This window comes from Pseudoclavibacter sp. VKM Ac-2888 (genome assembly GCF_015351285.1).
Taxonomy (GTDB): Bacteria; Actinomycetota; Actinomycetes; order Actinomycetales; family Microbacteriaceae; genus Pseudoclavibacter.
This window is the reverse complement of record NZ_JADKSM010000001.1, coordinates 718874-731020: the sequence shown is the minus strand read 5'-3', so window position 1 is coordinate 731020 and position 12147 is coordinate 718874. Positions and strand designations below refer to the sequence as shown.

At 65.3% G+C, this 12147-nt stretch carries 14 protein-coding genes; 6 read left to right on the top strand and 8 right to left on the bottom strand.

Annotated features, from left to right (window positions below):
• Positions 1–295: 295 nt before the first annotated feature.
• The 3 genes from ITJ61_RS03495 to ITJ61_RS03485 all read right to left on the bottom strand — a co-directional run bounded on the left by ITJ61_RS03495 (position 296) and on the right by ITJ61_RS03485 (position 2533).
• A complete protein-coding gene (locus ITJ61_RS03495) occupies positions 296–952 on the bottom strand; it encodes a DUF2493 domain-containing protein (protein WP_228496595.1) in 657 nt (218 codons plus the stop codon).
• 199 nt (positions 953–1151) lie between these two features.
• Entirely contained in the window at positions 1152–1754 is a 603-nt protein-coding gene (locus ITJ61_RS03490; RefSeq protein ID WP_194685445.1) for an exonuclease domain-containing protein, read from the bottom strand.
• 521 nt (positions 1755–2275) lie between these two features.
• Positions 2276–2533: a hypothetical protein gene (locus ITJ61_RS03485; RefSeq protein ID WP_104306854.1), complete on the bottom strand. Its 258-nt coding sequence runs from the start codon at positions 2531–2533 to the stop codon at positions 2276–2278.
• Positions 2534–2766: 233 nt separating this feature from the next.
• Between ITJ61_RS03485 and ITJ61_RS03480 the strand changes: the two genes are divergently transcribed.
• Together ITJ61_RS03480 and ITJ61_RS03475 are read left to right on the top strand one after the other, a co-directional pair.
• Positions 2767–3126, top strand: a complete 360-nt coding sequence (locus ITJ61_RS03480; protein WP_194685444.1) for a hypothetical protein — start codon at positions 2767–2769, stop codon at positions 3124–3126.
• A gap of 599 nt (positions 3127–3725) precedes the next feature.
• Entirely contained in the window at positions 3726–4409 is a 684-nt protein-coding gene (locus ITJ61_RS03475) for a hypothetical protein (RefSeq protein ID WP_104241401.1), read from the top strand.
• Positions 4410–4502: 93 nt separating this feature from the next.
• Here ITJ61_RS03475 and ITJ61_RS03470 read toward each other — a convergent pair whose 3' ends face one another.
• Positions 4503–5561, bottom strand: a complete 1059-nt coding sequence (locus tag ITJ61_RS03470; protein WP_104241400.1) for a hypothetical protein — start codon at positions 5559–5561, stop codon at positions 4503–4505.
• Positions 5562–5999: 438 nt separating this feature from the next.
• Here ITJ61_RS03470 and ITJ61_RS03465 point away from each other — a divergent pair, with 438 nt between their 5' ends.
• Entirely contained in the window at positions 6000–6683 is a 684-nt protein-coding gene (locus tag ITJ61_RS03465; protein ID WP_146081001.1) for a hypothetical protein, read from the top strand.
• A gap of 240 nt (positions 6684–6923) precedes the next feature.
• Here the strand turns inward: ITJ61_RS03465 and ITJ61_RS03460 are convergent, their stop codons facing one another.
• Positions 6924–7397, bottom strand: coding sequence for a hypothetical protein (locus ITJ61_RS03460; RefSeq protein WP_194685443.1), 474 nt, complete (start codon positions 7395–7397; stop codon positions 6924–6926).
• A gap of 119 nt (positions 7398–7516) precedes the next feature.
• On the opposite strand from ITJ61_RS03460, the gene ITJ61_RS03455 reads away from it, so the two are divergent.
• Together ITJ61_RS03455 and ITJ61_RS03450 are read left to right on the top strand one after the other, a co-directional pair.
• Positions 7517–8047, top strand: a complete 531-nt coding sequence (locus ITJ61_RS03455; protein ID WP_194685442.1) for a hypothetical protein — start codon at positions 7517–7519, stop codon at positions 8045–8047.
• 52 nt (positions 8048–8099) lie between these two features.
• The gene (locus ITJ61_RS03450; protein ID WP_194685441.1) at positions 8100–8621 is read left to right on the top strand and encodes a hypothetical protein; all 522 of its coding nucleotides are present in this window, start codon (positions 8100–8102) and stop codon (positions 8619–8621) included.
• A 535-nt stretch (positions 8622–9156) separates the two neighbouring features.
• Here ITJ61_RS03450 and ITJ61_RS03445 read toward each other — a convergent pair.
• Together ITJ61_RS03445 and ITJ61_RS03440 are read right to left on the bottom strand one after the other, a co-directional pair.
• A complete protein-coding gene (locus ITJ61_RS03445) occupies positions 9157–9702 on the bottom strand; it encodes a CPBP family intramembrane glutamic endopeptidase (RefSeq protein ID WP_194685440.1) in 546 nt (181 codons plus the stop codon).
• A gap of 472 nt (positions 9703–10174) precedes the next feature.
• Positions 10175–10900, bottom strand: a complete 726-nt coding sequence (locus ITJ61_RS03440) for a hypothetical protein (RefSeq protein WP_104340982.1) — start codon at positions 10898–10900, stop codon at positions 10175–10177.
• Positions 10901–11100: 200 nt separating this feature from the next.
• Here ITJ61_RS03440 and ITJ61_RS03435 point away from each other — a divergent pair, with 200 nt between their 5' ends.
• Positions 11101–11640 (top strand): hypothetical protein, encoded by a 540-nt coding sequence (locus ITJ61_RS03435; protein WP_194685439.1) that lies wholly within the window; start codon positions 11101–11103, stop codon positions 11638–11640.
• 85 nt (positions 11641–11725) lie between these two features.
• Here the strand turns inward: ITJ61_RS03435 and ITJ61_RS03430 are convergent, their stop codons facing one another.
• Complete coding sequence (locus tag ITJ61_RS03430) at positions 11726–12145, bottom strand: hypothetical protein (RefSeq protein WP_194685438.1); 420 nt, start codon at positions 12143–12145, stop codon at positions 11726–11728.
• Positions 12146–12147: the final 2 nt, after the last annotated feature.

Below are 12147 nucleotides of genomic sequence, written 5' to 3'. Positions count from 1 at the left end.
TCCAGTGGCCTCGGCGCGAGTTGCAGTGGCTCGCGCCTGGGTTTCAATGGCTGCTTCCGCGCTGTCGAAGAGCGGATCCGGCGTGAAGCCGCCTGTTGCTGGACAGCGCACGTCCGGTGCTAAGTCGTGTGGGGTGATCTTGCGAGTTTCGGTGACGCCAGCGGAGTTGGAACAGAGATTACAGAAGAAGTACTTCATCTAGCCCTCCATCGAACGGAACTTCGATCAGTCCAACTGTACGTCCAGGCTCCCGCTGGGCCTGTAAGTCAAGAGCGACACGCCGTATCGACTTAGATCACCAGTTCACGCCATCCGCTTCGGTAGTGACGTAGGTGAGGATCCAGTGCTTCTGCGCGGCCGCGATCGCGGACTGGGTGCCGCGGGATCCCGGACGCGGGAATGCGAGGCACACGTTCGCCCCGAGGGCAGCCATGCGCTGGTTTCGGACGGGACCGGCTCGCTTGCCGCCGTCGCGCTTCCATCGCGCGGCGTGGCGTTCCACGTCCCACTCGCGCTCGTAGGCAATCCCGTCAGCGATGAGATCCGCTCCGGTCGGGCATCCGCCGTGGACGAGGACTACGGGTAGATCACGGCCATTCAGACGGGCGCACGCCTGGTCGATGGCGGCTGCGATGAGCTCTCGGTCCGCCCAGTCTCGGGAGCCCGTGATGAGGATGCGGAAGCGCCTTTCGGTCGGAGGTGAGTGCCGGTCGAGTTCGTCGCCGAGGCCGTGGAAGTACCGGCCGAGCGCGTGCGGACGCGACACGTCCGCCTCGCTCAACGCGTCCGGCGAGCCGAGGGTCAGAATTGCCGGGCTGAGCATGTGCTTCTGGTGCGTGAGGTCGGCGAGGACGTGGAGGACCTTCGCAACGTGCTGCGCGGGCACTCCCTGCACCTGCTGGAGGACGCGGTCGGCGGGGTGCTCACCATTCAGGAGATAGGGGTCGTTCATGGCTGGTTCCAGTCTGCGGTGCCCGTCCGGTGGGCCGCGGGACGGGGCGCTCGGTCGATGCGCACGCACCCGTCGGATGTGGTCTGCGGGCCGACGCGGACGGCCACGTACTTCGACTCTGACGCTGGCAGGGGAGCAGCGGCAGGGGGAGTGGAGGAGCTTTGAGTCGCGGCCTCGCTCGGACGGGTGTCGCTCGGTGTCATGAGCGGTCCGCCGCTGTGAGTACGGTCTGGATGGTGTCGCCGATGCTCCGACCGGTCGCCAGGCACGCGTTGACGTCGTCCATCGCGCGGTGGCCCGTGGATGGTGCGACCCGTTTGATGTCGAGGCCGCTGTAGCGGGCGAGGAACAACTCGACGCTGGTGAGGTCGACGCTGCGGTGATGGAGCTTCGCGAAGGTCAGCGGGAGGTGCTCGCGCAGGAAGTTGCGGTCGAGGGTGATTGAGTTGCCGACAAGGAGCAGTGGAACTTCGCCTGAGTGCGACTCGAGGTAGGCGGCGATGCGCGCGTCCACGTCTGCGACGGGCAGGCTGGCTCGGTCGACGTCGGCGATGAGGCCGCTCTTGGCGTGCATGTCCACGACGAAGTCGTTCATGCGGTCCCGCCATGGGAAGACGGGGAGGATCGAATCCCCGGGGCTCTGCTGGGCGATGACGAGGGAGATCCCGTCGTCGACGGGGGAGAGGTCGTTCGTGACGACGCGGGCGGCGACTTCGAGGACGAGGCCGGTCTGTTCGTCGAGACCGGTGGTCTCCAGATCGATGCAGGCCATGAGGGACGGGTGCGGGTCGTGAGTGCTCATGCACCCCTATGCGGGGCCGCTCAAGCCGTCGACGGGTGAGTGCGGCGAAGAGACAGCATCGGCAAACTGTGGCCACTGATCGCGAGAACCGTGGGAAGCACCGCGCCGGAACGTTCCGGTGAGATTCCGGTGGAGGTCGGAAACCCTGGGTGATTATCGGCAAGAATGGGCGAGTGAACCACCACGCCCAGACTCAGCGAAAGTCGCCATGACCAGCGCTTTAGTAGCGGACGCTTGCCGATGCTCACCAGTCGCTTCCACGTTTACACCGTGGATGTCGTCGGTTCGATCCCGGCAGGGCCCACCACTGCGTATCCCTGGTCAGGGCCATCTGCGTTTCCGTCGACTTCCGTAGCGCAGCGATGGTTCCCAGCGGGAACGTGTCTTCGGTCAAGGAACCTGACATCGACTTCACGCCCCAGAAGAGTGCGCCCCGGACGACCAGGGCCCCGGGGTACTCCACACGAGAGCGCCGCTGGCTCGACAGATGAGAGGCAGCGGCGCGGTCGTGATCTTGTCGACTAATAGGACAGCGTGACCTTGGACTTCCACACATTGCCGCTCTTGGCGCAGGTCGTTCTGAACGCGGCGTCATAGCCGTTGCCGCCCTGGCGGGCCATGTAGCGGTCGGCGTAGTGCTCGCACAGCTGGAACGAGGGGCCCGTCACGTAGGCGTATGCGACTCCGGCCTGCGCGGGCGCCGCGGCGGTGACTGCGCCAGCGGCGAGCATGATCGCTCCAACGACCCCGCCGACAATCTTCTTCGTTGTGGAACCCATGGTGTCTCCTCACTCCGCTCTGTTTTGGTGCCACGACCATATCGGCGCCCAGCGATCCGTCGCCAGGGAAGTTCTGCCCGTTCCGCTGGGGACTCGCCCGGAGTCTGACTCGAGTTCTGGGACACCCCGTGACCGGCCGTGACAGCGGCGCACACATATCCATTGCCCCCGAGGGGGAACACTCATGGGCGCACCCGCGTTCGCTTCGGGCATCCGACCTGTACCGTCGAAGCATGGATCTCGAGGCGGGGGATGAGAACGCGGTCCCAGACCTGCCACTTCGCTCTTCAGTGCCGGTGGGGACAGAGCGTACCGACTCGTCAGGCATCGTCTGGAGGGCCGGAGTCGACGCCTGGGAGAGAGTCCCGGAACGCCACGGAATGGGCCTCTTCTTGAACGGGCGCCGCGCCGGGATATTCCGTGCTGTGGCTTTGGTTTCCGTGCTGGCAGTCATCTTTCTCGTGCCGCTCGTCGAAGCCTGGTGGATGAAGGTCCTGGTTTTCGCCCTCTGCGCCGTGCCGTTCTTCCTCGCAGTCGGGATCACCCGATGGGCGATCGTCAGAGACTCCAGGAACCCGGTGGACGAGCAGTAGACCTAGCCCTGAGCGGTTGGCAGAAGAGCACGTCGGTTGCCGGTGATCGCGCACGCTTCGGCGGTGAGAGTCGGGGCCCTCGCAGGTTGCTGAGAGACAGGTCCTGGGGTGCGAATCGATGGAAGCCGCGCGCATCCGGGTGCACGACACCGCGAGGCTTTCAACGTGCTTCCGATGTAACCCGTGGCGCTCGGGGATGGAGGAGCACCTGCGGATCGAGCTGGGGGAAGCAACGGAACGCGCATCACCTGGTGATTCACTTTCCAGTGCCGGTCTGGGGTGGAGACCTTGGCCGTCGATCCCGCGACAGCGAGGTTCTATCCTGCGCCAGGGCGGCCTGAGGAATCTGCTCGCGTGCTGGACTCTGCACAAGAGAGCGAAACGAGTTCCACGTGCCCCAATCATCCCCACTCGGGTATGCCCGTCTCCAGGCTCGGGAATCCAAAGACAGCGTTCACTTTGCCGCGTTACTCAACAGCACCGGCATCACGCTGGTCAACACGGAACATGCCGAGAGCTACAGCATCTCAGCGCTCCGAGGCCCATCCTTCATCTGTGCGTGGGCGAGCGTCCCGGCATCGAGCTACCAAGTGCACCGGATGGGAACGTCGATCGAGTCGCGGACATTGTTCGTCTTCGCGAACGCCGGTCAGGTCCACGTCGGGTTGGACGGGCAGACGGTGCCGCTCGCCCGCGGGGAGGTGTCTGCCGTCGCCCCGGGGAGCTCAACCATCGAGCTCATCGCTGCGGGTGAGCGGACCGAGGTCATCCTGTTCAGCATCGACTTGCCGGTTGCCGGGCGCGGCGATTCTGCTTCTCCCTTGGAAGGCATCACGCGGCTCGTCGACCCAACGCTCAACACGTTCGTCTTCACAGCCTGCTACGGCCTCTCGCAGGCACCCACGCCAGTGTCCAAAGCGACCGCGGACACGATTGAACACGCTGCCGCAACCCTCGCCCGAGGCCTGCTGGCGCGCATGGCTCACCTGCAGGAGCCCGACCTCTACCTGGCCTCCTTGAGGCACATCCGTCTGCATGCTGCTGACGCCAGCCTCACCCCCGTCTCTCTCGCAGATCGGTTCAAGGTCTCGACGCGCAAGCTGCAGGTTCGCTACAACCAGGAAGGCGACACTGTCGTCTCCGCCATCAGACGAAGCCGGGCGGTCATCGCGCGCAGCATCTGGCAACAGGAGCCCTCCCTCGCCGCATCGGTCGTCGCCTCGAGGTCGGGGTTCGCGTCCGCTCGGGGCCTGCGACGCGCACTCGCCGAACTCCCCGACTGAGGTTGCCCACAAGACCGGGCTCGTGGGCGCACCACACCATGTTGGACGGGAGGTTTTCGGACCCTGTCGCGTGCGGTTGCTCGCCCTGCCTCCTCAGACGCACCAGCTCAGTGAGATGTAGCCCGCGTGCCCACGAGCGGCCCCCGACAGGAGACCGGAAGGTGCAAGCACGTAGTTGCTGATGGGAGTGCCGAGGGCAGTCGCCGCGCGGTACGAAGAGCCAGCGGCTCCAGTGCCGGTGGAGATGGTGAGACGGGTGGTGCCGGTGAACTGCGACCCGACCATTCCTCCGCCTCCGCCCCCTGCGTAGCCGCCGCCCCCGCCACCGGCGGAAGCGGCGAAGGAGCCCCCGCCGTTGTTCAACCGGGCGGCACCGTTGCCGCCATTGCCGCCGCCGTTGGAGCCAAGCCCGAAGTTCTGACCGTTCGACCCCTCGACCCTGGTCGGCGGTCCCCAGTTGCCATTGGCGACCCGATACTGGGCCGTGCCACCGCGCGTGCCGCCGACAGGGCCATCCGCGGCGGTGGCAGGGTTCACCGCGAGTCCCGGAGCGGTGGAGTTCACGCTGCCGACCGCGCCGACACGTCCGTTGGGGGCGGAGCTACCGGCGTTCGCTGTCCCGTAGTTGAATCCAGTCGTCGCGTCCGGTGCCTGATACACGGTCGTCTGCTGCGTCGAGCCTTGAACGGTCTCTCGTACGGCAGAACCGCCTCCTCCGCCGGAGACCACGAGCGGAGTTCCACCGAGCGCTCCGAGCAGGAGTGCGCTGCCGCCACCACCGGCACCCGCAGGGCCACCAGGGTTGTCGCGGGGGCCGGGCGTCGAGTTTCCCCCACTGCCGTACCCAGTTCCGCCGGCGGCCGTGGTGCCGTCTGTTTTCACCTCGCCGCCCTGCCCGACCACGATCCCGAAGGTACGCTGCGCGACAGTGGCGTTGGTGGGCAGCGTGATGCGCCCACTGGAATTCGCCCCCTGGCCGCCAGCGACGGTGGAGCCCGCACCGCCCCCGGCACCCCGCACAACGAAATCGACGTACCTCGCCCCAGCGGGCACTGTGAAGGTGGTCAGCTGTCCGGCGGTGCTGAAGACCTGGCTGGCCGTCGTGCACGTCGATGCCGCCGCGACTGGAACTGCCGTTGCTGTTGCCAGCACGGGGAGGCTCCATGCCGCCCCGCGCAGAATTCTGCGCCGGCCATGGTCTTTTGCATCACCTGTCATGTGTTCTCTCGCTTTTCTCGAGTCGTGGGGGACGCGGCTCGCGTGAGAGCGGCACGTGCGCATTCGGAACTGCTGCTCATCCTGGGGAGATCCGCGCGGGAATGCGACGGGTGATCTCCTGACTGCGGATAAGCGACGATTTTCTGCGCAAAATGTCCCGCACGCTTCTTTGTCGTTCCGTGGGGACTTCGAGCGAGTGCGTCACCGAAGAGCTGTAGACAGAGGCGCGTGAGTTGATGTCAGTGCGGTTCGGTGTCGTGAACAGGCACCCGAGCGGACCGCTGGCGACACAAAAACGCACGCAACCGACGAAATTCCGCATCTCAGCGCCGAAAAGCACTTCTGCGCCCCCCGCGTTGTTACTTTTCCCGCATGAACCCACGTGAAACCGCGCACCAGCCTTCAGGCACGCATCTCTCCCGGCGCAACATCGTGACAGCAGGGGCTTGGTCCGTGCCGATCCTGGTCTCGGCTATCTCCTCTCCGCTTGCCTCCGCATCCCGTGAGCCTCGCGTGGATCCGACGGTCACGCGTGTGAGCTCGGGAGGCAGCACGACGCAACCGTACGATCAGTCTCCTTTGCGGTATGAAGCGACCGGCACGTCGGCAAATTCGGCTATCTACCAGGACAACAGCGCCTATAACACGCGCATCTACGTTCGCAATAACGGTCCGGAAACGATGCCAGCGGGGTCGACACTCACCATTTCGATTGTCGTGTACCCCGCCTCAGGCGCGTACATCGACATTTCCGCATTCCAGTCCGGTACCGCGGCACTTGGTATCAACAGCTCCACTATGACGGGTGGAGCATTGACGTTCTCTGGCCCTTCCGGATCCAGCGGTGGGTCAATGAATCGGGTCTTCACCATCAATCGCCCTATCCCATCGGGATCGGAGTTCATGATCCAGATCGCGTTCAATATCGCCGACATTAGCGCCGAGCGGCAGCAGGGCGGTCTCAGCGCCCGCATCACAGCCCCAACCGGAACTGTCGATACGAACACAGGCAACAACGTGCGCATCAGCGCGGGCGACGTGTACTACGTGCGCTAGCCGCGTTCCTTCAGGGGTTCGAGGAGCGTCTTCCCCGAGCAGAACGCCCCCGCGCAGGCTTGTGAGCTCCCACGCTTGCCAGGCGAAGCGCGGGGGCGTTCGCGGTCCGCAGTCTTCACCGGCACCGGAGCGCTCGCCAGCGAGCGCGAAGAATGCGCTGGTTTCGAGAGCACTCGTGGCGCTCGGCTCTCCAGCGGATCACGCCGAGTGAGGTGAAGCCTCAAGCAGGCGGCACACCCGCTACCCGAGGGGCGCGTCCATGCTGGCTGCCCAGTCGCGGATCGCCTGACGCTCACTGTCGCCGCAGATGTACCCGTAGGCGCTTTCAGTAACCCCATCGCTCAGGGTCCATTCGTTGTAGTAGGTAAGGGCATAGCAGTCGGCCATGACTTCTTTGCTGCCCTGGAACAGGCCCCGGAGGAGAAGTGGTTGATAGCCGCCGCTGTCGTCCGTGTAACGCGTGTCGTCTGCTTTCTGGAACACGTGCGCGAGCTCATGCACGGTGGTCATCTTGCTGCGCCCGGCCGCGTCGACGATGCCTTCGCTGACAGACCCGCTCGCATTCACTTGGCGAGCCTGCGCATCGGCGATGCTCTGCTGCAGCTCCGCGCGGAACGTGCTTGTCTGGGAGGCGATGCTCTCGACGGAGTACACGCTGAGGTTTGGGTCCACCATCTTGGCGTCCTGGTCTTCCCTCCAGTCGAACAGCACCACGAGGGGCTCAACCGGGCATCGCTCGCCTCATCGTGTGCCCGTGTTCACGGGAGCAGAACCGTGGTGCGCTCGCCGCGGGGCACTGTCAGCTGTGAGTGCCCAGTAACTAACATGTGGGCATGACCTCTCAGATGCCGTTCATTCGAGCCACATTCTCCGGCGCCCTCGTCAACCCGGCAGGAAACGGGTACGTGCCAGGAAACGTGGAGGTCAGCGACGGTTGGGTGACGCTCTGGGCACTCACGCCAGACGGGTGGACGGTCGTGGTTCGTGCGCCAGCGCCAGAGGTGAGCGTCAGGTCGACCGCGCAGAAGATCCGCCTCTCCGTCGGCGGACGGCAGTACCTGCTCCTCGCTGACCCCGATGCCGTGATTCGCGCGCTCGGGTACAGCACGGCCGGGGCCGTCGCGGCCGTCCTCGACCGACCGGTTGCGGGAGCCGCAGCCGACGTCGGAGCCCTCCGGAACCAGATCTCGGCTGCCAACTCGTGGAATGTGGGCGGAGGTCCGCAGTTCCTCGATGCCGCACGACTGTCCGGAGCGCGCGTCTCGCGGCTCGGGTACGGGGCGATCGCAGCGATCGGATGCGGAGCCGGCATCGCCGCGGTGCTGCTCGTCACCGTCATCACGGTCCTCATCATCACGCTCTGACGGACCCCAGCGCTGCCCCGTGCGGTGACGCCGTCAGGCCTATGCTGAGCCGGTGCACATCACCGAACGTTTCGCGGGGCTCGTCGAAGCCGAACTTGCCGACAAGCCCTTCGCGGTCGTCCGAGTACGAGGCGGCTTTGACGTCGGCTTCGCACTCGCTGATGCCCGGTGGGTGAGCATCCTTGCGGTCAACGACGTTCGCGACAGCATCACGTACAACGTTCGAGTGAACGAGCGCGCGGGGAAGTTCAGCATCAACGACACCCTGCGTCGGATCAGCTGGAGCGCCGGGGTGTCAGGAATGGTCCCTCGACTCGGCTTCTCGATGTCGTACCAGTCGGGTCGGGTCAAGTACGGTCGCGTGATCCAGCTCGGCGTCGCGCCTGGTGGGTTCGAGGTGGCGTTCAGCCCCGAGGAGGAACGGGCTCGCATCAGAGTGATCGGGCAGGAGCTCGGTCTGAAGCCGGGGCTGAGCAGGTCTGTCCTGATCGGGCTCTGGACTGCTGGCGGGGTCATCGGACTGTGCATCCTCGGCGCGGCGATCGCGCTCATCATCCAAGCGTTCCTCGGGTAGTGCCGCCGGACGCCGACCGACCTCCGGCAACACATTCGAGCGCCTGCGTGGGGCCGTTGTGCGCGCATCCGGACGTCCTTGTGCAGCAGCTCTGTCCAGGCCAGACGGGCTTTCCGAATGCAAGGTGAGTCAGATTCGTTGGTCCTGCCGGCCTCGAGAACAAGCGAGACACTGGGCCTGCTTGAGAAGTCACTCGCGCTTGTCTGGCGGACGAAAGAAAAGCCCACGCTTACGGCATCCTCAGGCCTTTTCGCGGATTGGTGGATGTTGAGCAGTGAACACGCATGAGCGACGAGGACGGCCTCTGCCTCAACCGGGGAGCATCCAACGCACAGAAGGGAACAAGGGGGCCCAGAGTCGGGGACGACGATGTGATGGAACGTGAGAGCGGAAAGAGAGCACGAGGTCGACCGCGGCGAGCACGTGAGGAGGATTGTGCCAGCGAAGTTCGCTCTTCCTCGGGCGAGGACGGATGTTTCTGTGCGTACTTGACGACACCACCGCTCTCAGGGCTTATGCCTACTGCGCACAGGTGTCAGCTCAACAGCAATCCTGCGCACACGTTTGCCGCTGCATGCACAAGTGCCCCGGGCACGAAGGTCCCCGTCTTCTCACGCAACCAGCCAAGAATCCAAGCGGCCGCAAATTGGGCCGGGATAACAGGCCAGGCGCGGATATCGACCAGCAGGATCCCGAGGTGCGGCACGACGAACACTAGGGACTGCAACAGGTTTCCTTTCTGGAAGCCGAGTCGACGCGAGAGGACGCCTCCGAGAAGACCGCGGAAAAGAATCTCCTCGCCGAAAGCGCGCAGTACGACGCTGAGCGCGACTCCCAGGGAAGTGAGACGAGCAACTGACACGCCAGGGGCATCAACGACCTCAGCTGGCACCGAGACAATCGCCAGCCAACCCGCGAAGAGCAGCGGGAAGAGGAGGAGACCTGCCCACGCATAGCCGTTCGCCGACCCCCACGTTAGTCCGAGTTGCAGGCGTGCGGCAGCGAGCGTCCGATTCTCACCGCGCGACTGAACGAATAAGTAGATCGCCGCGGGGAGACAAAACAGCACGAACTCGAACATGTCCCAAACCTATCGGCGATACTGCCCACGTGGCCCCCGCGAGTTTGAGCGCCGGCGTGCTCATCCCAGCGCTCACTTGACCGCAGATGATCGAGCGGCGGTGCAGGAGAGCTAGCAACTCCTCCAAGGTCCGCCATTAGTGCGAGCACAGGGCAGTAGCTGCCTCCATCGAGGTCGCCGGTCGCGCCGGCGTGAGTCCGGTCCTCGTGATGACGAAGAGCGGCACACCACCCAGTCCGATGGCCACGGGCATCGCGACGAAGGTCGGAGTCCACGATTGTGCACGACACAGACGACGGTTGTGGTCGCCAGTTCGAGGGCGACGCCAGCAAGACACCCCGAAGCGCCAGCAGTGGCGTTGTGATCCACCAGTCCACGCTCCAGAAATGGACACCGAGCAGCGAAGTCCGCACAGGCCCGGAATCTACGGCGTATCCCAGCAAGGCGCTCGACGGCTCGTCGCTGGTCCTGATCAGGGCAGGTCGAGTTCCCACTCGCCCCGCTGGGAGACGAAGATCAGTGAAGGACCGGCCGCGAGCTCTCCTCGGAAGTCGGCATCCCTGCGCTGCTCGCTGACTGCCTCGTACGGTGTCTCTCCACCGCCGGTGCCGTCTGCGCCCGAGCGGTACTCCGTGATCGACATGCCGACCCCGGTGTCCGGCTTCACGCCCGTGAACGCGCCGCCCGGACCGTCGTAGAGATACGCGCCGTACCCCGTCCCGGATTCGGGGAGCTGGGGCGCAGAGTCGATGGGGCGAACGGTGACCTCCCAGGCTCCGTCGGCGTCGACGAGCAGTGCCGAGGGCGGCTCGTTCGCTGCCCACCACATCGTCTGGCCGGCGAAGGAAGTCGGGTCTGCTGTATAGCCCTCGATGCTCGTGTCGAGCAGGATCATCCCGAGAGCACCCTCGGAGTCCTCGGACCACAGCGTCAGGGGTGCGCTGCCGTCATAGGCGACGTCGATGATGCCGGAACGGGCCTTGGAGACCTCGGCGGGCAGCTCGACGCGCAGCTCGCCGGTGCCGCTCGACGTGTACTCATCGAATGTTCCGAAGGTCTCGGAAGCCCACTCGGCGGAGTCGGCCGCGGGAGCGAGCGAGGACGGTGGCGGAGGCGCGGAGTCTGTTTCCTGATTCTCAGGGGGCGCCACCGACGAGCATCCGGCCAGCACAACTGCTGCCGCGAGCAACGCGATCAAGAGCTGAGGACGTGCTCCGGCGCTTCGTCGAGAACTCGCTCCTGGACTTCGGCGCATGCTCTGAGCCTAGAGAAGTTGGAACATCATGGCGAGGGGTCTGTCTGCGCTCAAGAATCGTCGGCTCACCCTCAGTCCTTGCCGTCCGGCCTTCGTTAAGGTGGCACGGACCTGTATGGGCAGCGACAGCTCAGGAGAAGATCATGCCGAATCGAGCACACCGCGCCGAGGAGGAATCGCTCGCCGACTTCCTCACGGATTACACCCCCGTCGAGGCGAAGTTCGCGTTGTCTACCGGCGACACTCCGCTCCTTCGAGCGATGCTGAATGCCGATCTGCTCGCCCGTGTCGGCATCGCGGAACGGCTCCTCGACGACGGCGCGGATGCCGCGGTCATGATCGGGTCGGGGCTCAACGCCTTGCACCTGCTCTTCTCGAACCGAGAGCACGACCTCGACAGGGAAGCGGTGCTCGTCGGCCGACTCATCGCGGGCGGTGCCGACCCGAATGCGGTGTCGAAACGCCAGGGGCCGCCACTGCTCGTCATGATCGACTCGGGGATGGCGTCGCTTGCCGGGGTGGGCGCTGTCATCGACGCGATCACCGAGTCGACGACGATCGACCTCGAGGTGCTCGTCAACCGCAAGGGGAGACCACGGAAGACGCTGCGTGACGAGATCGCGAGCACTCCGTGGCACCTTCCGGAGGTGAGGGAGCGCTTGGGGATTCCGCAGGATCAGTGAGGGCCGCTGACGCCGCGACCGGAGAGACCAGCCGTTCTCGCAGGAGTCCGGGCTTCGTCAGGTGGCAAGATGCGCGTTTCTCGTCTCAGCCTCCGACCGCGTAGACGTTGTTCGAGACCTGGGTCGCGTGGCTCGGCGCATCGTGCCCGTCCGGGACGACGAAGAACGTGGGTCCGCCTCCGGTACCTGTCGTCATCGTGCCGCCGGGCCCAGCGCATCCGCCGACCCAGTCGTCAGCGTTCGCGTAGGCGAGCAGGCAGACCGCGAGGTCGTCGGATCCGGCGCTCAACCAGAGGTCGGTACCGGCGTAGTCTCCGACCCATCGAACGCTGTCGGCGTCGAACTCATCCAGGGCGTACTCGGGGAGGTCGGCGGGTACAACCTTGTCAGCTTGCGGGGCCTCGTCGAGGTCGGCGTAGGTGGATGCTGCGGCTGAACACGCGGAGGTCGCTCCGAGCAGGAGTGCAGCGCCAGCGAGGGTGAGCGCCTTCGGAGTGCGTGACATCT